Origin of the sequence: Streptomyces sp. NPDC005281, assembly GCF_040607495.1 — a bacterium.
GTDB lineage: Bacteria > Actinomycetota > Actinomycetes > Streptomycetales > Streptomycetaceae > Streptomyces.
Window position 1 is genome coordinate 65,270 of record NZ_JBEXGX010000021.1, and the last position, 23,497, is coordinate 88,766.

At 72.8% G+C, this 23,497-nt stretch carries 10 protein-coding genes; 7 read left to right on the forward strand and 3 right to left on the reverse strand.

Features of this window, described 5'->3' with window-relative positions:
- Nucleotides 1-25: 25 nt before the first annotated feature.
- From ABZV42_RS27415 to ABZV42_RS27425, 3 genes are all read right to left on the reverse strand, one after another.
- A complete protein-coding gene (locus ABZV42_RS27415; protein WP_355985507.1) occupies nt 26-1,171 on the reverse strand; it encodes a serine hydrolase domain-containing protein in 1,146 nt (381 codons plus the stop codon).
- A gap of 314 nt (nt 1,172-1,485) precedes the next feature.
- Nucleotides 1,486-2,298, reverse strand: coding sequence for a thioesterase domain-containing protein (locus tag ABZV42_RS27420; protein WP_355985509.1), 813 nt, complete (start codon nt 2,296-2,298; stop codon nt 1,486-1,488).
- Nucleotides 2,299-2,550: 252 nt separating this feature from the next.
- Nucleotides 2,551-2,844, reverse strand: a complete 294-nt coding sequence (locus ABZV42_RS27425; protein WP_356054002.1) for a hypothetical protein — start codon at nt 2,842-2,844, stop codon at nt 2,551-2,553.
- A gap of 634 nt (nt 2,845-3,478) precedes the next feature.
- Here ABZV42_RS27425 and ABZV42_RS27430 point away from each other — a divergent pair.
- The 7 genes from ABZV42_RS27430 (at nt 3,479) to ABZV42_RS27460 (ending at nt 23,495) form a co-directional block, all read left to right on the forward strand.
- Nucleotides 3,479-3,694: an MbtH family protein gene (locus ABZV42_RS27430; protein ID WP_328443621.1), complete on the forward strand. Its 216-nt coding sequence runs from the start codon at nt 3,479-3,481 to the stop codon at nt 3,692-3,694.
- Between the two features lie 141 nt (nt 3,695-3,835).
- Entirely contained in the window at nt 3,836-4,648 is an 813-nt protein-coding gene (locus ABZV42_RS27435; RefSeq protein ID WP_356054004.1) for an LmbU family transcriptional regulator, read from the forward strand.
- Between the two features lie 206 nt (nt 4,649-4,854).
- Nucleotides 4,855-6,426: an amino acid adenylation domain-containing protein gene (locus ABZV42_RS27440; protein ID WP_356054006.1), complete on the forward strand. Its 1,572-nt coding sequence runs from the start codon at nt 4,855-4,857 to the stop codon at nt 6,424-6,426.
- Nucleotides 6,423-6,650: an acyl carrier protein gene (locus ABZV42_RS27445; protein WP_355985518.1), complete on the forward strand. Its 228-nt coding sequence runs from the start codon at nt 6,423-6,425 to the stop codon at nt 6,648-6,650. The genes ABZV42_RS27440 and ABZV42_RS27445 overlap by 4 nt, the downstream gene beginning before the upstream one ends.
- 76 nt (nt 6,651-6,726) lie before the next feature.
- On the forward strand, nt 6,727-7,914 hold the full coding sequence (locus ABZV42_RS27450) for an NAD(P)/FAD-dependent oxidoreductase (RefSeq protein ID WP_355985520.1): 1,188 nt from the start codon (nt 6,727-6,729) through the stop codon (nt 7,912-7,914).
- Between the two features lie 37 nt (nt 7,915-7,951).
- Entirely contained in the window at nt 7,952-15,718 is a 7,767-nt protein-coding gene (locus tag ABZV42_RS27455; RefSeq protein WP_356054008.1) for an amino acid adenylation domain-containing protein, read from the forward strand.
- A 10-nt stretch (nt 15,719-15,728) separates the two neighbouring features.
- Nucleotides 15,729-23,495, forward strand: coding sequence for an amino acid adenylation domain-containing protein (locus ABZV42_RS27460; protein ID WP_356054011.1), 7,767 nt, complete (start codon nt 15,729-15,731; stop codon nt 23,493-23,495).
- Nucleotides 23,496-23,497 lie beyond the last annotated feature (2 nt).

A 23,497-nucleotide genomic window follows, 5' to 3' on the forward strand; every position in this document is an offset into this window, starting at 1 on the left:
GACACGGTCGGATTGCGTTGCGGCGTCAGCCGGACGTCGGGTCGCAGAACTCGGCGTTCAGGATGGGGATGATCCCCGACGCGTCCCAGTCGCCGTTGTAGTTGAACGTCAGTTCATGGCGGCCGTCCTCGGTGAAGGCGGCCAGCGTCAGCGACCCCACCACACCCCCGTCGTGGTACCAGATGTCGCCGCAGCCCATCGTGAGCTTCTCGATGCCGAGCCCGTACGACGTGATCGGCAGGTCGGGATTGACGACGGTCGTCTTCAGCTCCTTCAACTGCTTCGCCGGCAGCAGCTTTCCGCCCAGCAGGGCCCGGTAGAACAGGTTCAGGTCGTGGGCGCTGGAGATGATGTCGCCGTCCCCCCAGTTCTGGGAGCCGTTCAGCTCGGTGACGTCGTCGATCCGGTCCGGCCGGGTGTCGTAGAAGAGCTTGGAGTAGCCGCGGCTGCTCGGCCGGGGCAGGTCGCTGCTCGTGCCGGGGCTGGACGTCGCCCTCAGCCCCAGGGGCTCGATGACGCGCCGGCGCACCTCGTCCTCGTACGGCCTGCCGCCGACCTTCTGGACGATCAGCGCCGCCAGGACGTCGTTGGTGTGGGAGAACGCGTGCCGGGCGCCGGGCTCGAACAGTGGGGCGTGGGAGAAGGCCACGTCCAGGCGCTGCTGGGCCGTCAGGGTGTCGTAGCGGTGCGCCAGGAAGCTGTCGCCCATGGTGTACGTCCGGTAGTACGGCGCGTCGGCGAGGTAGTCGAACAGGCCGCTGGTGTGGTTCAGCAGCTGCCGGACGGTGATCTTGCCGCCGTCGTTGCCGTTGCCGGTGACCACGCCGGGCAGATAGCGCTCGACCGGGTCGTCCAGGCCGATCTTCTTCTCCGCCTCCATCTGGAGCAGGACCGTCGCCACGAACGTGTCGGTGACGCTGCCGGTGCGGAACCGGTCGTTCTTGCCGCGCGGCGCGCCCGTCTCCCGGTTGCCGACGCCCACCGCGGTCTTCCACACCCCGGCGGCGTCGCGCGCCTCGGCGCTCACACCGGGGACACCGGCCGCGACGGCCGCCTCGATCGCCGCCTGCGTGCCCTGGTGGCCGGCCGCCCCCGCGGCCGTGCCCCCCGATGCCCGGGCGCCACCCGTGAAGACGGTGGCCGTGAGGGCCACCGCCGCCACAGCGACCACGCCGGCTCTTGGCCTGTTCCGCATCGTCATCGTCGTTTCCCCGTCTCTTCGTCTCGTCCGCACGGTGGCTGGATCCGTACGGGTGCGTTCGTGGCGGCACCGTAGGTCACCTGGCTCGCGGGCAACTCGTGCGGCGGCACCACGGCCGAGAAGGCGCAGGTACGGCACTCTCCGGCCGTCCGCCGCCCCGCCCCGCGAGAGGCCGGAATCGATCGTTCTACCGGTGCGGGCAGGGGCGTTCGGGGTGCGCCGGGTGTGGCCGAGCCGTACGCCCGGTGCCGGGCGGTGCGGGGTGCGGGGTCCGCGCGGCGGGGTCAGCGCGGGGGAGTGGCGGACGCCCGCGCCCGGGCCGCGTCCGGCACCGGGGCCGCGCCTGGCACCGTCGCCGCGCCCGGCGCCGGGGCCGTGTCCAGTGCCGCGGCCCCGTCCCGTGCCAGTTGCCGCAGCAGGGGAGCAGGATCGTCCGCGAAGTAGAAGTGACCGCCGTCGAAGACCCGCAGGCCCAGGAAGCGCTCGGCGTGCTCCGCCCAGCCGGCCATCCGCCCCGGCGCCGCGGACCGGTCCGAGCTGCCCGCGTAGGCGGACAGCGCCACGGGCAGAGCGGCGGTGCCGGGAGCGGGGCGCCAGTCCTCCACCAGGCGCAGGTCGGCCCGGATGACGGGGGCGAACAGGGCCCACAGGCCCGGGTCGTCGAAGACCTCGCCCGGGGTGCCGCCGAGCAGCTTCAGCCGCGAGCGCAGCTCGGTGTCGGTCAGCTCGTGGTACCCGCTGCGCGGCGCGGCCGCCTGAGGCGCGGGGCGAGCGGAGACACCGACCCATACCGGCAGCGGCAGACCCCGCGCCATGGCCCGCCGGGTGATCTCGTACGCCACGAGGGCACCCATGCTGTGCCCGAACAGGGCGTAGGGAACGTCCAGTTCGGACTCGATGCCGCGCAGCAGGAAGTCGGCGAGACGGCGGGCGTCGTCGATCTGCGGCAGGTCGAGGAGGAGTCCGTGGCCCGGCGCGTCGAGCAGCCGTACGTCCCAGGTGTCCGGCAGCCCGGCCGCCCAATGGCGGTAGAGCACATGGGAGCCGCCCGCGTGGTGCAGGACGAACAGGCGCAGGGCAGGTCGTGTGCTGTCCATCGCTCCCCCTCGGATCGGGCCGCACGGCTTCGCACCCTAGAACGCCGCCCGGCCCCGGAGCGGGCGGCACAGGAGGACTCCGCCCTTGATCAGGCAGCCCTTGAGCGAGCCTCAGGCATACCCGGACCGGTCCGAGGGCGTGCCGTCGCCGTTGTCGCCGGCGACGGCACGTCCGGAGCCGGACGGACACCGCCTCGCCGAGGGGGCAGGACGGTGACCAGGAAGCTGTACGGAACGCCTTCGGCGTCGGTCTCAGACGTTCCGTATCCGGTTGTCCGGGGTGTCCCGGAAATAGTCGGCCGGAGTGAGCGCCGGGACACCGTCGGCGTGGAAGTTCGCCGGAGTGAGCGCCGTGACGCCGTCGCTGTGGAAGTTCGCCGCAGTGACGGCCGGTACGCCGTCGGCGTGGAAGTTCGCCGGGGTGACGGCCGGGACGCTGTCGGTGTGGAAGTTGGCCGGGGTGACGGCCGGTACACCGTCGTTGTGGAAGTTCGCCGGGGTGACTGCCGCAATGCGGTCCTGGTCGACCGCGGCGACTGCCGGCACGGCAGCGATGGTGGCAACGACACCGGCTGCAACGGTTGCTGTGACCAGCCGAGAGATCCTCATCCTGAACTCCTGTCCGAGTGCGAAGCGGATGTCATCCATGCTGGAGGCGAGGTCCGCGAGCTGGGCTCGGCACGACGGCGGAATGAGCGGAACTTGCGTTCATGGCACGCGTGTTGGCGGATTCCGTACTGAGCCGCACGGATCAGCGGCCGGTGGCCGACCTGTACCGGGACAGCCGCCAGGCCCCGGAGCAGGCGGCACAGGAGGGACTCTGCCCCTGATCAGGCGGCCCTTGAGCGAGCCTCAGGCACACCCGGACACCGGTCCGCGGGCGCGGCATCGTGGCACATGAAACCGGCCCGGTACAGGGGATCACCGCGGGGCGCAGGAGCGGGCGGACGGCAGGGGGCCGGCGGGGCCGGCGCCCTTGTAGCGCCGGCGGCGCGCTCCCTACGGTTTCGAGACATCGCCGGGGTCGCCACCGGCGCCGGCTGTCCCGTCGACCGGACAGCGCGGGTGTCCCGTCGACCGGACGGGCACCGGCCGGCGGACCCGCGCCCGGTGCCTCGCGCACCCGGCCCGGCGATCTCCCATCCCGAGTCAGCCCCTGACCGACAAGGACGGTGCCCAGTTGAGCACGAACCCCTTCGATGACGCGGACGGCCGCTTCTACGTGGTCGTCAACGACGAGGAGCAGCACTCCCTGTGGCCGGTGTTCGCCGAGGTGCCCGCGGGCTGGCGTGTGGTCTTCGGTGAAGCGGCCAAGGCCGAGTGCCTGGAGTACGTCGAGCAGAACTGGACCGACCTGCGGCCCAAGAGCCTCCAGGAGGCCATGGCGGCGGACTGAGCGCCGCCACTCCCGCGGATCCGGCCGGGACGACGCCGTCGTCCGCCGGGACCGGTCCGCACCCAGGAAGACACTTCGAGTGGGGAGTTGAAGGTTGTGACGGGGGCTGTGAGAACCGCGGGCGGGCACAGGCCGGGACCCGTGGACGCCGGCCGTGCGCCGGCGCAGGGCGACATGGTCCTGTCCTTCGTGGGATCGCAGGCCACGGTGCAGAAGTCCGGGATGGTCCTGCCTCCCAACCTGCCGGAGCGTTCCTGGGAGCGGATCGGCGCCAACCTGCGCGAGCTCGTGAACTCCTCCGCGTGGTGGCTCGCCGACTGGCTGCTCTACGGTGAGGCCACCTACGGGTGGCGGCGCTACAAGGAGGCGATCGAGCGCACCGGGCTCGACTACCAGACCCTGCGCAACTACGCCTGGGTGGCCCGCCGCTTCGAGCACCACCGCAGGCACGACGGCCTCAGCTTCGCCCACCACGCCGAGGTCACCCGTCTCTCGCCGCCGGAGCAGGACTACTGGCTGCGCAGGGCCGAACAGCAGAAGTGGTCGCGCAACGAACTGCGCAGGGCGGTCCGCGCCGGCCTGGCCGCGCAGAGCGACGAGGCCCGCCTAGGCCCCGCCGCCGACGCCGGGAAGCAGGAGGTGCCCCGGCCCGTCGAGCCGGCCGCCGCCGAGCAGCGGCGAAAGGCGACCACGCTCACCATCGAGCTGTCCGCCGACCGGCTGGAGCACTACTCCCGCCAGGCCGCCGCGCACGGCCTACCCGTCGGCCAGTGGATCACCCAGACGCTCGACACCGCAGACCAGCACACCGCAGACCCGCACACCACCGACCGCGACACCGCAGACCGGCGTACCGCCGACCGGCACACCGCAGACGGGCGTACCGGCGATCGGCACACCGCAGACCCGCGTACCGCAGCAGACAGCCACACCACCGACCGGCGTACCGCCTGAAGAAACACCCCGGCCAGCAGACCGCCTGAACAAGCAGCGCCCGCAGAACACACCGCCCGAGGACGCACCGCACCCCCGAAGGCGCCCCGCCCGAGGACGCACCGCACCCCCCGAAGGCGCCCCGCCCGAAGGTGCGGGCAAGCCCCGTACCGCGTGGTGGGCCGGCGGCTCGTTCGACCGGACACCCCTCATATCGGAGTCAGTTGATGATCCTTCAGGGAAAACGGGTCGCCCTGCCCTCGGCGCCCGTCGTCCACCAGCAGTTCGAGGCGCATGCGCGGGCCACCCCCGACGCCGTCGCCGTCGTCCGGGACGGCCGGCAGGTGACGTACGCCGAACTGGACGCGAGAGCGAACCGGTTCGCGCACTTCCTCGCCGCGCGCGGACACGGCCGGGGCGCGAAGGTGGGCCTCTGCCTCGACTACTCCATCGACCTGCTCGTCGCCGTCCTCGGCACGCTGAAGGCGGGCGCGGCCTACGTGCCGTTCGACCCCGCCTACCCGGCCGCCCGGCTCGAGCTGCTGCTGGGCCAGGTCCCCGATCTCGCCCTGATCGTGGCCTCCCCGGCCACCGCCGCCATGGTCGCCCCGGCGGCCGTCGACGTCGTCGACCTCGACGAGCTCGGCGAGCACCTGGCCGGACTGCCGGCGACCTCTCCCGGCATCCAGGTCACCGGCGACGACCTCTGCTACGCCGTCTTCACCTCCGGCTCCACCGGTACGCCGAAGCTGACCGCGGTGCGCCACGAGGGCTGGTTCAACCTGATGAACTGGCTGAAGCTCGAGTACGGCCTGAACAGCGGCTCCCACAACCTGGTGGTCAGCGCGTTCGGCTTCGACCTCTCCCAACGCGCCCTGATGACACCGCTGTTCTGCGGCGCCACCCAGTACCTGCTGGCCAGCCGCAACTTCGACGCCATGCTGGCCTACCGCGTCCTGCGCGAGCACGACATCCGCGTGGTGCACTGCGCCTCCAGCACCCTGTACGTGCTGATCGACTGGGAGAGGGCGCGCGGCGGCGACGCCCTGACCCGCCTGGACTACATCTTGTTCGGCGGGGAGGCGCTCAGGCCCGAGCGGCTCACCGACTGGATGCGGCGCGAGGGCAACACCTGCACCCTGCTGCACCAGTACGGCGTCGCCGAGTGCACCGACGTGGCGACCTCGTTCGACCTCGCCGGATACCGGGCCGGCGAGCACGACATCGCCCCGGTGGGCCGGCCGGCGTACAACACCGACATCCACCTCCTCGACGGGCAGCTGCGCGCTGTCGCGGCGGGACAGGACGGCGAGATCTGCATCGCCGGAGCCGGTGTCGGCGCCGGCTACCTGGGCGCCTCCGGCCCCGAGAACGCCAAGTTCACGACCATCGAGGTCGACGGCACACCGGTGCGGCTGTACCGCACCGGCGACCGGGGCCGGGTGACCGGGGCCGGTGACCTCGTCGTCGCCGGGCGGATGGACGCCCAGGTGAAGGTGCGCGGCATGCGCATCGACCCCACCGACATCGAGCGCGCGCTCGGCAGGCTGGCCGAGGTACGGGAGGCCGCCGTCGCGGTCACCCGCACCGACGCCGGCGACGCCGAGCTGACCGCGTTCGTGGTACCGGAGGCGGGCGCTCTCGCCGAGGACGCCGTGCGCGCCCGCCTCCTCAAGACGCTGCCGCGGAACATGGTCCCCGCCAGGTTCGTCGGCGTCGCGGCCATTCCGCTGAGCCCGCACGGGAAGGTCGACCGCGCGGCACTGGTCGACGCCCTTCAGAACCGAGGAATCCGATGACTGCCGACAGCGTGCGCGCCATCTGGTGCCGGGAACTCAAGCGCGAGGACATAGCGGCCGACGACGACTTCTTCGCCCTCGGCGGCCAGTCCGTGATCATGGTCCGGATCCAGGGCGCCTTCCTGGAGGAACTGGGCGCCGAGGTCCCCATGGACCAGATGTTCCTCCACCCGACGGTCGCGTCGGTCTCCGCGTACATCGAATCCCTGCCGCCGCAGCGATAACGCGCCCGCCCACCGAGAACCCCCGGCCGAAAAAGCCGAGTTGCGTGCAAAAACTACCTGGTCAGAGAGGCGCGCCATGTACGACGTGATTGTCATCGGTGCCCGTTGCGCGGGTTCGCCGACGGCCATGCTCTTCGCCCGGCAGGGCTATTCGGTCCTGCTGCTGGAGAAGGCACGGTTCCCGCAGGACACGCTGTCCTCGCACTACATCCACATGCAGGGCATGGGCCTGCTGAACCGGTGGGGACTGCTCGGCAAACTCCGCGACGCGGGCTGCCGGCCGATCACCCGCCAGAGCTACCAGGGCCCCGGGGTGCGCATCGAGGGCTTCTCCCTGCCCGTCGACGGCCTGGACCACACCTACGCGCCCCGCCGCTACGTCCTGGACCCGCTGCTCGCCGAGGGCGCCGTCGAGGCCGGCGTGGACTTCCGGGAGGGCTGCGCGGTCAAGGACCTGGTGTGGGAGGACGACCGGGTCGCCGGGGTGCGCTACACGACGCCCGAAGGCACCGAGACCACGGAGCGGGCCCGCCTGGTCGTCGGCGCGGACGGCATGCGCTCACTGGTGGCCCGCAAGACGGGCGCGCCCAACGTCATCGAGCACCCGCGGGTGAGCTGCACCTACTACAGCTACTGGGAGAACGTCCCCTCGCACTTCGAACTGTACGAGCGGCCCGGCCGCTGGATCGGCGTCATCCCCACCAACGACGACCTGACCCTGCTGATGACCTACTTCCCGCAGAACCTCTACAACGAGGTCCGCAAGGAAGTGGAGCCCTTCTACCTCGACTCCTTCCGCACCACCGCACCCGAGCTGTACGAGCGGATGCGGGCGGGCCGGCGGGTCGAGCAGATCTACGGCACGGGCCACCAGGAGAACTACTTCCGCAAGGCCTACGGCCCCGGCTGGGTGCTGGTCGGCGACGCGGTCAACCACAAGGACTCCATCACCGCCCGCGGCATCACCGAGGCGTTCGCCCAGGCCCAGTCCCTCACCGACCACGTCGGCACGCAGCTGCACGACGACGCCGCGCTGCGCACCGCGCTCAAGCGCTACGAGAACGACCTGAGCGGCGAGGCCCTCAGCCACTACCAGGGCGCCCTGAACGTGGCCGAGCTCAAGCCCGAGGGCCGGGTGGAGATGCTGCGGCAACTGGTCGGCCACCAGGAGCACATCGACCGCTACTTCTCGACCCTGTCGGGGGCGTGCTCCATCGACGACTTCTACAACGACGAACTTCTGGACCTGCTCGACCTGAGCTGAGTGACGGCCTCCTCCCTCCTGCGTATTTGGAGTAGTAATGATCCCGTTGTCGTTCGCGCAGCGCCGGCTGTGGTTCGTGGACCGATTCGAAGGCCCTTCGCCGACCTACAACGGCGCTTTCGCCCTGCGGCTGACCGGCGAGCTGGACGTCGGCGCGCTTCAGGCGGCGCTCGCGGACGTCGTCGAGCGGCACGAGGTCCTGCGCACCGTGATCGTCGAGGGCGACGACGGCGTCCCGCACCAGCAGGTCCTGGCGCCGGGGGAGAAGCCGTTCGCCCTGACGGTCCTCGACGTCACCGAGCGGGAACGGGCGGCGGCCGTCGAGGAGGCGGCCACCGCCACCTTCGACCTGGCCGCCGACGCGCCGATCCGCGCCCGGCTGCTGCGGTGCGCCCCGCACGAGCACACCCTCGTCGTCGTCGCCCACCACATCGCCGTGGACGGGGAGTCCTTCGGCCCGCTGTTCCGCGACCTCACCACCGCCTACGCGGTCCGCGCCGAGGGCGGGGCCCCCACGTGGGAGCCGCTGCCGGTGCAGTACGCCGACTACACGCTGTGGCAGCGGGACGTACTCGGCGACGAGACCGACCCCGACAGCGTCTCCGCCCGCCAACTGGCCTACTGGGGCAAGCAGTTGGCCGACCTCCCGCAGCCGCTGGCACTGCCGGTGGACCGTCCGCGCCCGCGGGTGATGAGCCCCGACGGCGACCGGATCCCCTTCACCATCGACCCCGACCTGCTCGGCGCGGTGGAGAAGCTCGCCACCTCGGCGGACACCACCGTCTCGATGGTCATGCACGCGGCGCTGGCGGTGCTCCTGCACCACCTCGGATGCGGCGACGACCTGTCCATCGGCGCCCCGATCACCGACCGCACCGACGAGGAACTGCGCGACCTCGTCGGCTTCTTCGTCAACACCTGGGTGCTGCGCGTCGACCTCTGCGCCAACCCGACCTTCCGCGGACTCCTCGACCAGGTACGCGACCGCTCGCTGGCCGCCTACGACAACCAGGACATGCCCTTCGAGCGGCTGGTGGAACTGCTCAACCCCGACCGCTCCACCGCCTACAACCCCTTCTTCCAGGTCATGCTCTCCTGGCAGCCGCCCGTGCCGCCGCTCCAGCTGCCCGGCCTCGACGTCCAGGTCGAACGGCTGGAGACCGGCACCGCCAAGTTCGACCTGTTCTTCGACCTCCTCCCCGACAGCGCGGGCGGCGCCCGGTGCCGGCTGGAGTACGCCACCAGCCTCTTCGAGAAGGACACCGCCGAGGCCATCGCGCAGCGGTTCGTCCGCGTGCTGGGCCGGCTCGTGGCCGACCCCGGGCGCGCGATCGCCACCGTCGACGTCCTCGACACCGCCGAGCGGGACCTGCTCCTCGCCCCGGCCGGCGAAGCGGCCGCGGCGCAGCCCGGAGCGACGATCCCGCAGCTGTTCGAGAGCCAGGCCGCCCGCACACCCGATGCCCCCGCGCTCACCTGCGACGGGCGGACCATCACCTACCGGGAGCTGGACGAACGGGCGAACGCCGTCGCCTGGGAACTCATCCGCCACGGGGCCGGCCCGGAAGACATGGTGCTCCTCGCACTGCCGCGCACCGAGGACCTGGTCATCGGCCTGCTCGGCATCCTCAAGTCCGGTGCCGGCTATGTGCCGTTGGACCCGCAGTACGCGAAGGGCCGGGCACACAGCGTGCTGGCGCAGGCGGCCCCGCGCTTCGCGGTCACCGACACCGCGACCTGGCAGGAGATACCCGCCGACGCCATCGACACCGTCGTCCGTCTCGACCGGCGCGCCGACTGGCCGCCGGCCGCCGGCGCCCCGGACGACACGACCCGCCTCACCCCGCTCGGCCCGGACAACCTGGCGTACGTGATGTACACCTCCGGCTCCACGGGCGAGCCCAAGGGCGCCGCCATCACCCACCGAGGCGTCACCGACGGCGTACGGGAACTGGCGGACGTCCTCGGCACACCGCCCGGGTGGCGGATGCTGGCCGGCACCTCCGTCAACTTCGACGTCTCCGTCTTCGAGCTGCTGACCACCCTGACCACCGGCGGCACGGCCGAGATCGTCGCCAACGCGCTGGCGCTCGCGGAGCGCGAGGGCTGGGACGGGCACATCGTCAGCGGCGTCCCCTCGGTGCTCGGCGAACTCGTCCCCCACCTCGGCAACGCGCCCGACGTGCGCGCCGTCGTCCTGGCCGGCGACGTGCTCCCGGGCCGGCTGGTACGCCGGCTGCGCGAGGCCCTGCCCGGCGCCCGGATCGTCAACTCCTACGGCCAGAGCGAGAGTTTCTACGCCACCGCCTTCACCCTCGACCCCGCCCAGGAGTGGGACGAGGGCGACGTCGTGCCCATCGGCACCCCGCTGGGCAACATGCGCGCCTACGTCCTTGGCCCGGGCCTTGCCCCGGTGCCCCAGGGCGTCGTCGGCGAGCTGTACGTCGCCGGCACCTGCCTGGGCCGCGGCTACCACGGCCGGGCGGCCCTGACCGCCGAACGCTACGTGGCCAACCCCTACGGCCCCGCAGGCGAGCGCATGTACCGCACCGGCGACCTCGCCCGCCGCAACGCACAGGGCCTGCTCGAATGCGTGGGCCGCGGCGACGGCCAGGTCAAGGTGCGCGGCTTCCGCATCGAGACCGCCGAGGTCGAGGCGGCGATCACACAGCACCCCGGGATCAGCGAGGCGCTGGTCATCAGCCGGGAGGTGCCCGCGGGCGGCAAGCGGCTCGTCGCCTACGTGGTGCACACCGGTGAGGGCGCCGTCGGCGACGACGGCGCCGGCGGCATCGGCGACGTGGACGTGCTCGCCGGAGCCTCCTCCGCCGAACTGCGCAAGTTCGTCGCCGCACGGCTGCCCGACTACATGGTGCCGGCCGCGTTCGTGGCCCTGGGCCGCCTCCCGCTCGGCGCGACCGGCAAGCTGGACCGCTCCGCCCTGCCCGAACCCGAATTCCTCGGCGAGGCCTACCGCGAGCCGCGCACCGAGGCCGAGGCGCTCATCACCGCCGCGTACGCGGACGTCCTGGGCGTGGAACGCGTCGGCGCCGACGACGACTTCTTCGCGGCCGGCGGCGACAGCCTGCGCTCCATCCAGGTCGTGGCCAGGGCCCGCGCCCTGGGCCTGGAGCTGTCCACCCGGGAGATCTTCGAGTGCCGCACCGCGGCCCGCCTCGCCGAGGTCGCCTCCGACCGAAAGGACCGCACCCCCGTCCTCGCGGAGGACGCGGGCGGAGGCGTCGGCCCGATGCCGCTCCAGCCGGTGGCCCGGCACGTCTTCGAGAACGGCGGCGGCACCGGCCGGTTCGCCATGTCGATGGTCCTCGAACTGCCCGCGGGCATCGACGCGGAGGGCCTCGCCGCGACCCTGGACGCCGTCCTGGACCGGCACGACCTGCTGCGCGCCCACCTGGTGCCCGGCGACGAACCCACCCTCCTCGCCCGCCCTACGGGCACCGTCCGCGCGGCGGACCTCATCCGCCGGGTCGACTGCCAGGGCCACTGGCAGGAGCCGTCCGCGCTCGCGGCGGCCAAGAGGGAACTGCGCGACGCTCTGGGCCGGCTCGACCCCGAGGCCGGGACCATGGCGGACTTCGTCTGGTTCGCCGCCGCCTCCGGCCGGGGCAGGCTGCTGGTGGTGCTGCACCACCTGGTGGTCGACGGCGTCTCCTGGCGCATCCTGATGTCCGACCTCGCCGAGGCCTGGGCGCAGGTGAGCAACGGCACGACGCCCGAACTGCCGGCGGTCGGCACCTCCGCCCGCCGCTGGGCGGCCGCCCTGGCCGACGAGGCGCTGTCCGAGCGGCGGGAAGCCGAACTGCCCTACTGGCGCGACCTCCTCGAATCACCCAACCCGCCGCTGGGCGCACGGGCCTTCGACCCGGCCCTGGACGTGTGGTCCACCGTGGAGACCGTGCGGGTGCAGCTGCCCGCCGATGTCACCGACGCCGTGCTGACCACCCTGCCCGCCGCGTTCAAGGGCACCGGCACCGACGTACTGCTCGCCGCCCTCGCCCTGGCGGTGGACCGCTGGCGTGCCGCGGACGGCTCCACCCTGGTCCGCCTCGAAGGACACGGCCGCGAGGAGGACGCCGTCCCCGGCGCCGACCTCTCCCGCACCGTCGGCTGGTTCACCACCATGTACCCCGCCCGCGTCGACGTCGCGGCGGTGGACCTGGACGGCGTACTGGCCGGCGGCCCCGCCACCGCCCAGGCGGTCAAGCTCGTCAAGGAGCAGCTGCGCGAGATCCCCGGCAAGGGCCTGGGCTACGGCCTGCTGCGCCACCTCAACCCCGAGACCGCCGAACAGCTCGCCGGCCTGCCGGTGCCGCAGATCGGGTTCAACTACCTCGGCCGGATCTCCGACACGGACGTGCCCGAACACCTGCGCACCCACGGCTGGGGGCCGGCGTCCTGGTCCGCCGAACTGATCGCCGAGCCCGACCCGGACCTGCCCGCGCTGTCCGCCCTCGAAGTCAGCTCGGTTGCCACCGACACCGCCGACGGCACCCGCCTGCAAGCCGCCTTCATGTTCCCCACCGGGGTCCTCACCCGCGAACGGGCCACCGAACTGGCCGAGTTGTGGGTGCGGGTGCTGCACGGCATGGCCGCCTACGCCGCGACCAAGGACATCGGCGGGCTCACCCCCTCCGACGCCCCGCTGGTCACCGTCGGCCAGCGCGACATCGAGACCTGGGAGGAGCGCTACGGCCCGCTGGCCCAGGTGTGGCCGCAGGCCCCGGGACAGTCCGGCATCCAGTTCCAGGCGGCACTCGCCGAGGACACCTTCGACGTCTACCACATGCAGTTCGTGCTGCACCTGTCCGGACACGTCGACCCCGACCGCATGCGGGCCGCCGGACAGGCACTGCTCGAGCGCCACCCCAACCTGCGCTCCGCGTTCGTGACCAGCGCCGACGGCGAACCGGTGCAGGTCGTCGCCGAACACGTCGCCCTGCCCTGGCGGCACCTGGACCTGAGCGGCCGCAGCGAGAGCGAGCAGAACGCGGCCCTGGACGCGGCCCTGGCCGCCGACCGCGCCGACCGGCTCGACCCCACCCGGCCGCCGCTGCTGCGCCTGGCCCAGCTCACCTGCGGACCGCAGCACTCCAAACTCGTCCTCACCGCCCACCACACCCTCTTCGACGGCTGGTCCTCACCCCTGGTGATCACCGACCTGGTCCGGCTGTACGCCGGGACCGACGGCCTCGCCCCGGTCCGCTCCTACGGCGACTACCTGGCCTGGCTGAGCAGGCAGGACCGCCAGGCCTCCGCCGCCCGGTGGAAGAGCGAACTCGACGGATTCGACGAGCCGACCCTGGTGGCCGCGGGCCTCACCTCCCGGGGAGAGGCGTCCTCCCTGGGACGCGTCGAGGTGCCGCTGTCCATCGACAAGGGCCGCGAACTGGCCCGACGCGCCGCACAGCTCGGCGTCACGCTCAACACCCTGCTCCAGGGCGCGTGGGCGGTACTGATCTCCCGACTGACCGGGCAGCAGGACGTGGTGTTCGGCGCCGCCGTCAACGGCCGCCCCGCCGACCTGAGCGGCAGCGACGAGATGGTCGGCCTGTTCATCAACTCCCTGCCCACCAGGGCCCTGTGCCGGCCCGGAACCAGCCTGGGCGAGGTCGTCACCGATCTGCAGAACCGGCAGATCACCCTCCTCGACCACCACTACTACGGCCTGGCCGACATCCAGCGCGGCACCGGCCTGCCCTCCCTGTTCGACACGATCGTGGTGTTCGAGAACTACCCCGTCGACCGCGAGGGCATCGTCGACGCGAACACCTCCGCGGGCCTGACCATCGACGCCATCCGCCCGTTCGCGGGCTCGCACTACCCCCTCACCCTCAACGCCTCCGACCCCTACCTGCGCCTGTCCCTCGACTACCAGAAGAACCTCTACGACCACCGGGCGGCCGAGGAGATCGCCGCCCGCCTCGTCCGCGTCCTGGAACAACTGCTCCAGGACCCCTCGATGCCGGTCGGCGCCGTGGACGTGCTCGGCCAGGACGAACGCGAGCACCTGGTACGCCGGATCAACGACACCGCCCACCCCGTCGCCGCGACCACCCTGCCCGACGCGTTCGAGGCCCAGGTCGCCCGCACCCCCGACCACCTCGCCGTGATCGGCGAACACGAGCGGCTGACCTACACCGAGTTCAACGCGCGCGCCAACCGCCTCGCGCACTGGCTCATCGAGCAGGGCGCCGGCCCCGAACAGCTCATCGCGGTGAAGATCCCCCGCTCGGTGGACCTGCTGGTGGCGATCTACGCCGTCGTCAAGGCCGGCGCCGCCTACGTACCCATCGACACCGAACTGCCCGCCGACCGGGTCCGGCACGTCCTGGACCGGGCCCGGCCGCTGCTGGTGCTCGACGACACGCTCCCGGACACCTCCGCCCACCCCGGCACCGACCCCGAACGGAACCTGTCGCCGGACAACGCCGCCTACGCCATCTTCACCTCCGGCTCCACCGGCGGCCCCAAGGGCGTACCGGTGGCACACCGGGCGATCATGAACCGGCTCACGTGGGGCCTCGCGCACTTCGACGTCGGCGCCCGGGACCGGATCCTGCTCAGCACGACCGCGAGCTTCGACGTGTCGGTGCCGGAACTGTTCGCACCGCTCCAGGCCGGGGCCGCCATCGTCGTCGCCCGCCCCGACGGACGGCGCGACCCCGCCTATCTGGCGGAACTGATACGGCGCGAACACGTCACCGGCGCGGACTTCGTACCGTCCCTGCTGGAGGCGTTCGTCGCCGAACCCGCCGCCAAGGACTGCACCAGCCTGCGCTGGATCGAGGTCGCCGGCGAGGCGTTCCCCGCCGCACTGGCCGACCGCTTCACCCGGCTGCTGCCGCACTGCACCGCCAACAACCTCTACGGCCCCACCGAAGCGGCCGTCGAGGTCACCGCCCACCAGTACGTACCCGGAGCGGACCGGCTGCCGATCGGCACACCGGTGTGGAACACCCAGGTGTACGTGCTGGACGCGGCCCTGCGCCCGGTCCCGGCCGGAGTCAGCGCAGAGCTCTACCTCGCCGGCGACCAGCTCGCCCGCGGCTACCTGGGGCAGAGCGCGCTGACCGCGGGCCGCTTCGTGGCCTGCCCCTTCGGCCCGCCCGGCAGCCGCATGTACCGCACCGGCGACCTCGTGCGCTGGAGCGGCGACGGCCAGGTGGAGTACATCGGCCGCTCCGACTTCCAGGTCAAGATCCGCGGCTTCCGCATCGAGCTCGGCGAGATCGAACAGGCCCTCACCGCGCACCCGGATGTGGACAGCGCGGTGGCCCTGGTGCGCGAGGACCGCCCCGGCGACCAGCGCCTGGTCGCCTACGTGGTGCCCGCCGCCGGCGCGGACCCGGCCGACCTGGACCTCGCGGCCCTGACCGATCTGGCCCGCGAACGGCTGGCGGAGTACATGGTCCCCACCGCGCTCGTACCGCTCGCCGAACTCCCCAAGACCCCCAGCGGAAAACTCGACCGGGGCGCCCTGCCCGCACCGGACCGCGCCGAGACCGCGACCGGGCGGGGGCCGCGCAACCACAACGAGGAAGTCCTGTGCCGGCTGTTCGCCGACCTGCTCGGGGCCGACGAGGTCGGCATCGACGTCGACTTCTTCGACAACGGCGGCCACTCGCTGCTGGCCACCCGGCTGGTCGGCCGCATCCGCAGCGAGCTCGGCGTCGAGGTGAAGGTCACGACCGTCTTCCGCAGTCCGACCGTCGCCGAGCTGGCGGCCCGCATCGAGAAATCGGCCAAGTCGAACCGCCTCCAGCTGCGCCAGATGAACGTTTAGGAGTAGCACGATGATCCCGTTGTCCTTCGCCCAGCGCCGGCTGTGGTTCCTCCACCGTCTGGAAGGGCCGTCCGCGACGTACAACATCCCGTTCGTGCTGCGCCTGGACGGGATGCTGGACACCGACGCCCTGGCCGCGGCGGTCACCGACGTCACCACCCGGCACGAGAGCCTGCGCACCCTGCTCGTCGAGAGGCCCGACGGCACCCCCGAGCAGCGCATCCTGACGCCCGAGGAGGCCGGCCACGCCTTCCGGGTGCTCGACGTGGCGGCGGACGAGGTGGACGAGGCGATGCGCCGCTTCGTGGGCGAAGGCTTCGCACTGGAGGCGGACCTGCCGCTGCGCACCCGCGTCCTGCGTGTCTCCGCCCAGGAGCACGTGCTCGTGTTCGTCTTCCACCACGTCGCCGCGGACGGCGCCTCGATGGCCCCGTTCCTGCGCGACCTGCTGGAGGCGTACGCGGCCCGCGGCCGGGGCGAGGCGCCGAACTGGCAGCCGCTCGCGGTGCAGTACAAGGACTACACCGTGTGGCAGCGGCAGATGCTGGGCGAGGAGGACGACCCCGACAGCGTCGCCTTCGAACAACTCGACCACTGGCGCCGCGAGCTGGCCGGGGTACCGCAGCCGGTGCAGCTGCCGCTGGACCGGCCGCGGCCCACCTCGGCGAGCCACGCCGGCGGCCATGTCGACCTCGAACTGGAACCCGACGTGGTCGCCGGGATCGGGCGCCTGGCCGCCGAACACGGAGCCACTTCGCCCATGGTCGCCCAGGCCGCGCTCGCGGTGCTGCTGCACCACCTCGGCGCCGGCAACGACCTCACCATCGGCAGCCCCATCGAAGGACGCCCCGACGAACAGCTCGAAGACCTGATCGGGTTCTTCGCCAACACCTGGGTGCTGCGCGTCGACCTCTCCCGCAACCCGACCTTCGCCGACCTGCTGGACCAGGTCCGCGAGAGGGCGCTGGGCGCCTACGACAACCAGGACGTTCCCTTCGAGCACCTGGTGGAGCTCCTCAACCCCGACCGCACCACCGCCTACCAGCCGCTGTTCCAGGTCATGCTGGCCTGGCAGTTCGCCTGGTCCCCGCTCCAGGTGCCCGGTCTGAAGGCCACCCCCGTCCCGCTGGGCACCGAGACCGCGAAGTTCGACCTGTTCTTCAACATCGTCCCCGACCCCTCGGGCCGCGCGTACGGGCGGCTGGAGTACGCGACGGAGCTGTTCGACCACGCCACCGCCCAGAGCCTCGTCGACCGCTACGTCCGGGTGCTGCGCCAGGTCGTCACCGACCCCACCACCCGCCTGGGCCGGGTGGAGGTCCTCACCCCGGCCGAACAGGACCGGCTGGAGCGGCTGAACGACACGACGGCGCCCGTGCCGGCCGCGACCGTACCGGAGTTGGTCGCCGCCCAGGCGGCGCGGACACCGGACGCGACCGCGGTGGTCTTCGGGCCCGCACAGCTGTCGTACCGCGAACTGGAGGCCCGCGCCGGGCGGTTGGCCGCCGTGCTGCGCGAGCACGGTGTCGGACCGGACGTCCTGGTCGCCGTGGCACTGCCCCGCTCCGCGGACCTGGTCGTCGCACTCCTGGCCGTCCTCAAGGCCGGCGGCGCCTACCTGCCCATCGACCCCGGCTACCCGGCCGCGCGCGTCGACCTGCTGCTCACCACCGCCGAACCGGCACTGGTGGTCAGCGACCACGCGACCGCCTCCACCGTCACCAGGGGCGCGCAGCGCATCCTGCACCTCGACGACCTGCACCTCGACGGGCCCGCCGCCGAGGTGGTGGACGCCGGTACGGGGCCGGACCACCTGGCCTACGTGATGTTCACGTCCGGCTCGACCGGAACCCCCAAGGGCGTCGCCGTCACCCACGCAGCCGTCGTCAACGGCGTACAGGACCTGGCCCGGCGCACCCACGTCGAGGCCGGCTCGCGGATGCTCGCCGCGACCTCGGTCAACTTCGACGTCTGCGTGTTCGAGATCTTCACCGCGCTGACCCGCGGCGCGAGCGTCGAGATCGTCCGCGACGTCCTCGAACTCGCCGAACGCGACGCCTGGTCGGGCACCACCATCAGCGCCGTGCCGACGGTGTTCTCCGCCCTGCTCGACCAGATCGCCGCCGACGGCGCCACCGGCCTGCGACTCGACGTCGAAACCGTGATCTTCGCCGGTGAGGCGCTCTCCGCGGACCTGGTCCGCAAGGTGCGCCGGATGCTGCCCGCCGCCCGCGTCGTCAACGCCTACGGCCAGACGGAGAGCTTCTACGCCGCCACCCACACCCTCCCGCGCCACCAAGGCGACACCGGCGCGGTACCGGTGGGCACACCGCTGGCCAACATGCGCGCCCACGTCCTTGGTCCCGAACTCGCCCCGGCCCCGCAGGGCGTGATCGGCGAGCTGTACGTCGCCGGCCCGGTCGCCCGCGGCTACCACCACAACGCGGCCGCCACCGCCGAACGCTTCGTCGCCTGCCCCTTCGGCCCGCCCGGCGCGCGGATGTACCGCACCGGCGATCTGGCCCGGTGGGACACCGAGGGCCTGCTGCGCTACGCCGGACGCGCCGACGACCAGGTCAAGGTGAACGGCATCCGCATCGAGCCGACCGAGATCGAGACCGTCCTGGCCCAGCACCCCGCCGTCGCCCAGGCCGTCGTGACCGTGTGCGCCGACCCCACCGGCACCCGGCGGCTCGTCGGCTACGTGGCCCGGGCGAGCGCCGGTGCCGGCGGCGGCGACGTGGACATCAACGCCACTGTGTCGGTGGCCGACCTGCGCCGCTTCGCGGCCAGACGCCTGCCCGACTACATGGTCCCCGCCCAGCTGATGGTCCTCGACCGCCTCCCGCTGACCGCCAACGGCAAGCTGGACCGGGCCGCCCTGCCCGAGCCGGAGTTCACCGGCACCGAGTACCGCGCGCCGCGCACCGGGGCCGAGCGGGTCCTGGCCGAGGTGTACGCCGACGTCCTGGGCGCCGGACAGGTCGGCGCCGACGACGACTTCTTCACCTGCGGCGGCGACAGCATCCGCTCCATCCAGGTCGTGGCCCGCGCCAAGACCCGCGGCGTCCTCGTCACCACCCGGGAGATCTTCGAGCACCGCACGGTCGCCCGGCTCGCCGAACTGGTCGAGGGCCGGGCCGGCGAGGAGCGGGTGATCCTGGCCGAACTGCCGGGCGCCGGCGTGGGCTGGGCCCCGCTGCCGCCGACCGCGGCCCACGTCCTGGCACTGGGCGGGAGCATCGGCCGGTTCTGCATGTCCGCGCTGCTGAGCCTGCCCGAGGACATCGACCGTCCCGGCCTCACCGCGACCCTGCAGAGCGTCCTGGACCGGCACGACGTGCTGCGCTCCCACCTGGACCGGGCCGAGAAGGGCCTGCGCATGCGGGAGGCGGGCAGCATCGACGCCGCCACGCTGATCCACGAGGTCCCCTACGACGCCGCCACCGTGCAGGGCGAACTGGACGCGGCCGCGGACCGCCTGGACCCCGACGCGGGCGTGATGGCCCAGTTCGTGCGCCTCACCTGCGCCACCGGGGCCGACCGGCTGCTGATCGTGCTGCACCACCTGGTCGTCGACGGCGTGTCGTGGCGGATCCTGCTGCCCGACCTGGTGGCGGCCTGGCAGCAGGTCAGGGCCGGCCTCGAACCCCGGCCGGCACCCGCGGGCACCTCGCTGCGCCGCTGGACGCACGCGCTCGCCGAGCAGGCCGCCACCGCCGGACGGATCGCCGAACTGCCGCTGTGGCAGGACATCCTCGCCGGCGACGAACCCGTCCTGGGCGCCCGCCCGCTGGACCCCGCCCGCGACGTCACCTCCACCGTGGACACCGTCCGCGTCCAGCTGCCGGCCGACGTCACCGCCACCCTCCTGGACACCGTGCCCGCCCTCTTCAACGGCGGCGTCGACGACGGCCTCCTCGCCGCCCTCGCCCTGGCCCTGGCCCGCTGGCGCCGCACCCGGGGCGTGCCCGCCGCCCCGACGCTGGTCCGGCTCGAGGGACACGGCCGCGAGGACCACCTGGTGCCCGGCGCCGACCTGTCCTCCACCATCGGCTGGTTCACCGCCATGTACCCCGTCGGCCTGGACGTCACCGGCATCGACCTGGCCGACGCGTTCGCCGGCGGCCCCGCCGCCGGCCGGGCCGTCAAGGCCGTCAAGGAACAGCTGCGGGCCGTCCCCGACCACGGCATGGGCTACGGCCTGCTGCGCCACCTCAACGCGAGGACCGCACCCGCGCTGGCCCGCCTGCGCCGCCCGCAGATCGGCTTCAACTACCTCGGCAAGGCCTCCGGCGCGGACATCCCCGAGGAACTGCGGGGCCTTGGCTGGACCCCCGACACCACCCACACGGATCTGATCGCCGCACCCGACGCGGACATGCCGGTCCTGTCCGCACTGGAGATCAACGCGGTGGCCACCGACACCGGCGACGGCGACGAACTGACCGCCTACTTCGGCTTCCCCACCGGCGTCCTGGCCCGCGAGGACGTCACCGAACTGGCCGCACTGTGGACCAAGGCCCTGACCGCGCTGGCCCGCCACGCCACCGGTCCCGAAGCGGGCGGCCTCACCCCCAGCGACGCACCCCTGGTCGCCGTGGGCCAGAGGGAGATCGACGCCTGGGAGACCCGCTTCGGCAAGCTCGCCAAGATCTGGCCGGCCACCCCCGCCCAGTCCGGGATCCTCTTCCAGGCCAAACTCGCCGGAGCGTCCTTCGACCCATACCACATCCAGCTGGTCTTCCACCTGTCCGGCCGGGTCGACCCCCAGCGGATGCACCGCGCCGGGCAGGCACTCCTGGACCGCCACCCCGTCCTGCGCGCCGCGTTCGCCGACCGGGCCGACGGCGACCTCGTACAAGTGATCCCCGAGGCGGTGACGCTGCCCTGGCGGCACCTGGACCTGAGCGGACTCGGCGAGCCCGAGCGCACCGGGACGTTCGAGGACTTCCTCGACCAGGACCGCACGACCTACTTCGACGCCGGCACCCCGCCGCTGATACGCCTGGCCCTGGCCGTCCTGGACCCCGAACGGCCCGAACTCGTCCTGACCGCCCACCACGCCCTCTACGACGGCTGGTCCACCCCGCTGCTGATGCAGGACCTGCTCCTGCTCTACGCCGCCGACGGCGACACCTCCGCGCTGCCCGCCACCCGCGACTACGGCGACTTCCTGTCCTGGCTCACCCGCCAGGACCCCGACGAGGCGGCCCGCGCATGGGCGGAGGAACTCGAGGGGATCGACGAGCCGGCCCTGCTCGCCCCCGGCTCCGCGGACACCGACGACGGCGTCCGCGACCAGGTCGAGGTCGCCCTGCCGATCGAGGAGGCCCACGAACTGGTCCGCCGCTCCTCCGAACTGGGCATCACCGTCAACACCCTGGTGCAGGGCGCCTGGGCGCTGCTGCTCGGCCAGCTCACCGGCCGCCAGGACGTGGTGTTCGGCGCGACCGTCTCCGGGCGCCCGCCCGCGGTCACGGACGTGGAGTCGATGGTCGGCATGTTCATCAACACCCTTCCCGTACGGGTGACCTACGCACCCGGCGACAGTGCCGGCGAGGTCCTGGACCGCCTCCAGCGCCGCCAGGCGGCCCTCGCGGAACACCACCACCACGGGCTCGCGGAGATCCAGAAGGCCGCCGGGGTGCGGTCCCTGTTCGACACCCTGGTCGTCTTCGAGTCCTACCCGGTCGACCGGGAGGGCCTGGAGGACGCCAGCGACGCCGCGGACGGCATCACCTTCACCGGCCTGCGCCCCTTCGCCGGCAACCACTACGCGCTGTGCCTGACGGCGGCGGCCGACCCGCACCTCCAGCTCGTCATCCAGTACGCGCCGGGCGTCTTCGACCGCGACACCGTCGAAACGTACGCGGCCCGCCTGGTGCGCCTGCTGCGGCAGCTGGCGGCCGCCCCCGCAGGCAGGATCGCGCGGATCGACGCGCTCGGCGACGGCGAACGCGAGCGGATGCTGGCCCGGTCCGACGAGGACGCCGCCTCGGCCCGCCACGTCACCCTCACCGAACTGGTCGAGGCCCAGGTGGCCCGGATCCCGGACCAGGTCGCCGTGGTCGCGGCGGGCCGGTCGCTGACGTACGCCGAACTGGACGCCCGCGCCGAGGCGCTCGCCGCCGAGCTGGTCCGGCACGGGGTGGGCCCCGAGATCGTGGTCGGCGTGGTCCTGCCGCGCACCGTGGACACGGTCGTGGCGCTGCTGGGCGTGCTCAAGGCGGGCGGCGCCTATCTGCCCGTCGACCCCGCCTACGCCGCCGCCCGGCTCCCGCACGTCCTGCCCACCGCCCGGCCCCACCTGGTCCTGGCCGACGCATCCACCCGCGCGCTCGTCCCCGCGGGCGGCGTCCCCGTCCTGGTCCTCGACGACATCGACCTCGCGGCCCCGCCCGCCCCGCGCGCCGAAACGCGGCCGAAGGCCGGCCCGGACAGCCTCGCCTACGTCATCTACACCTCCGGCTCCACCGGCGTGCCCAAGGGCGTGGGCGTCACCCAGTCCACCGTCGTCAACGCCGTGGACAGACTGGTTGCGCAGGCCGGGGCCGAGGACGGACGGCGCGTCCTGGTCGCCGCCTCCTTCGGCTTCGACGTCGCCACCTTCGAGACGTTCGCCGCCCTCACCAGGGGCGGCACCGCCGAGATCGTCCGCGACGTGCTGGAGCTGGCCGAACGCGACAGCTGGGACGTCGACGTCATCTGCTCGGTGCCCTCGGCCTTCGCCGAACTCGTCGACCAGCTCGCCGACCGCATCGACCCCACGGCCCTGAACATCTCCGGGGAGGTGCTGACCCCGGCCCTGGCCCAGCGGGTGCGCACCCGCTGGCCCAAGGCCCGGATCATCAACAGCTACGGCCCCAGCGAGACGTTCTACGCCACCGGTTTCCTCCTCGACCCGCACGAGCCGTACCCCACGGGTGTGCCCATCGGCCGTCCCTTCCCCGGCGTGCGGGCCTACATCCTGGGCCCCGGCCTCGGCCTGCTGCCCGAGGGCACCCCCGGCGAGCTGTATCTGGCGGGGGCCGGCCGCGGCTACCACCGCCAGGCGGCCCTGACCGCCGACCGGTTCGTCCCCGACCCCTACGGGCCCGCCGGCTCGCGCATGTACCGCACCGGCGACCTGGCCCGCTTCACCGCCGGCGGCGAGCTCCAGCACCTGGGCCGCATCGACACCCAGGTCAAGATCCGCGGCTACCGGGTGGAACCCGCCGAGGTCGAGGCCGCCCTGACCACCCATCCGCGCATCGCCCAGGCCGCCGTCGTGACCCAGCAGCCCGGCGACACCACCCCCTACCTGGCCGCCTACCTCGTCCCCGCCGACGGCACGGGCGTGCCGGACGCGGCCGAGATCCACGAGCACCTGGCCGACCGGCTGCCCGAGTACATGGTGCCCGCCGCCTATGTGCCGCTGGAGCGGCTGCCGCTGTCGCCCAACGGCAAGCTCGACCTCAAGGCGCTGCCCGCACCCGACCTCACGTCCACCACCCCCTTCCGGGCCCCCGCCACCCCTCGGGAAAAGGCGCTGGCCAGGCTGTTCGCCGAGGTGCTGGGTCTGGAGCAGGTCGGAGTCGACGACGGCTTCTTCGAACGCGGCGGGCACTCCCTGCTCGCCACCCGGCTGATCACCCGCGCCCGCGCCGAGATCGGGATGGAGATACCCATCCGCAAGATCTTCGACCTGCCGACGGTCGCGGCGCTCGCCGCCTGGTCGGAGGAATCGGCCGTACCCCTTCGCCCCGCTCTCCGCAGGATGATCCCAGAGGAGTAGAA

Coding starts and splice junctions, on each gene's coding strand:
- ABZV42_RS27420 (WP_355985509.1), bottom strand. CDS start 2,298: ATGGACAGCACACGACCTGCCCTGCGCCTGTTCGTCCTGCACCACGCG.
- ABZV42_RS27440 (WP_356054006.1), top strand. CDS start 4,855: ATGATCCTTCAGGGAAAACGGGTCGCCCTGCCCTCGGCGCCCGTCGTC.
- ABZV42_RS27445 (WP_355985518.1), top strand. CDS start 6,423: ATGACTGCCGACAGCGTGCGCGCCATCTGGTGCCGGGAACTCAAGCGC.
- ABZV42_RS27450 (WP_355985520.1), top strand. CDS start 6,727: ATGTACGACGTGATTGTCATCGGTGCCCGTTGCGCGGGTTCGCCGACG.
- ABZV42_RS27455 (WP_356054008.1), top strand. CDS start 7,952: ATGATCCCGTTGTCGTTCGCGCAGCGCCGGCTGTGGTTCGTGGACCGA.
- ABZV42_RS27460 (WP_356054011.1), top strand. CDS start 15,729: ATGATCCCGTTGTCCTTCGCCCAGCGCCGGCTGTGGTTCCTCCACCGT.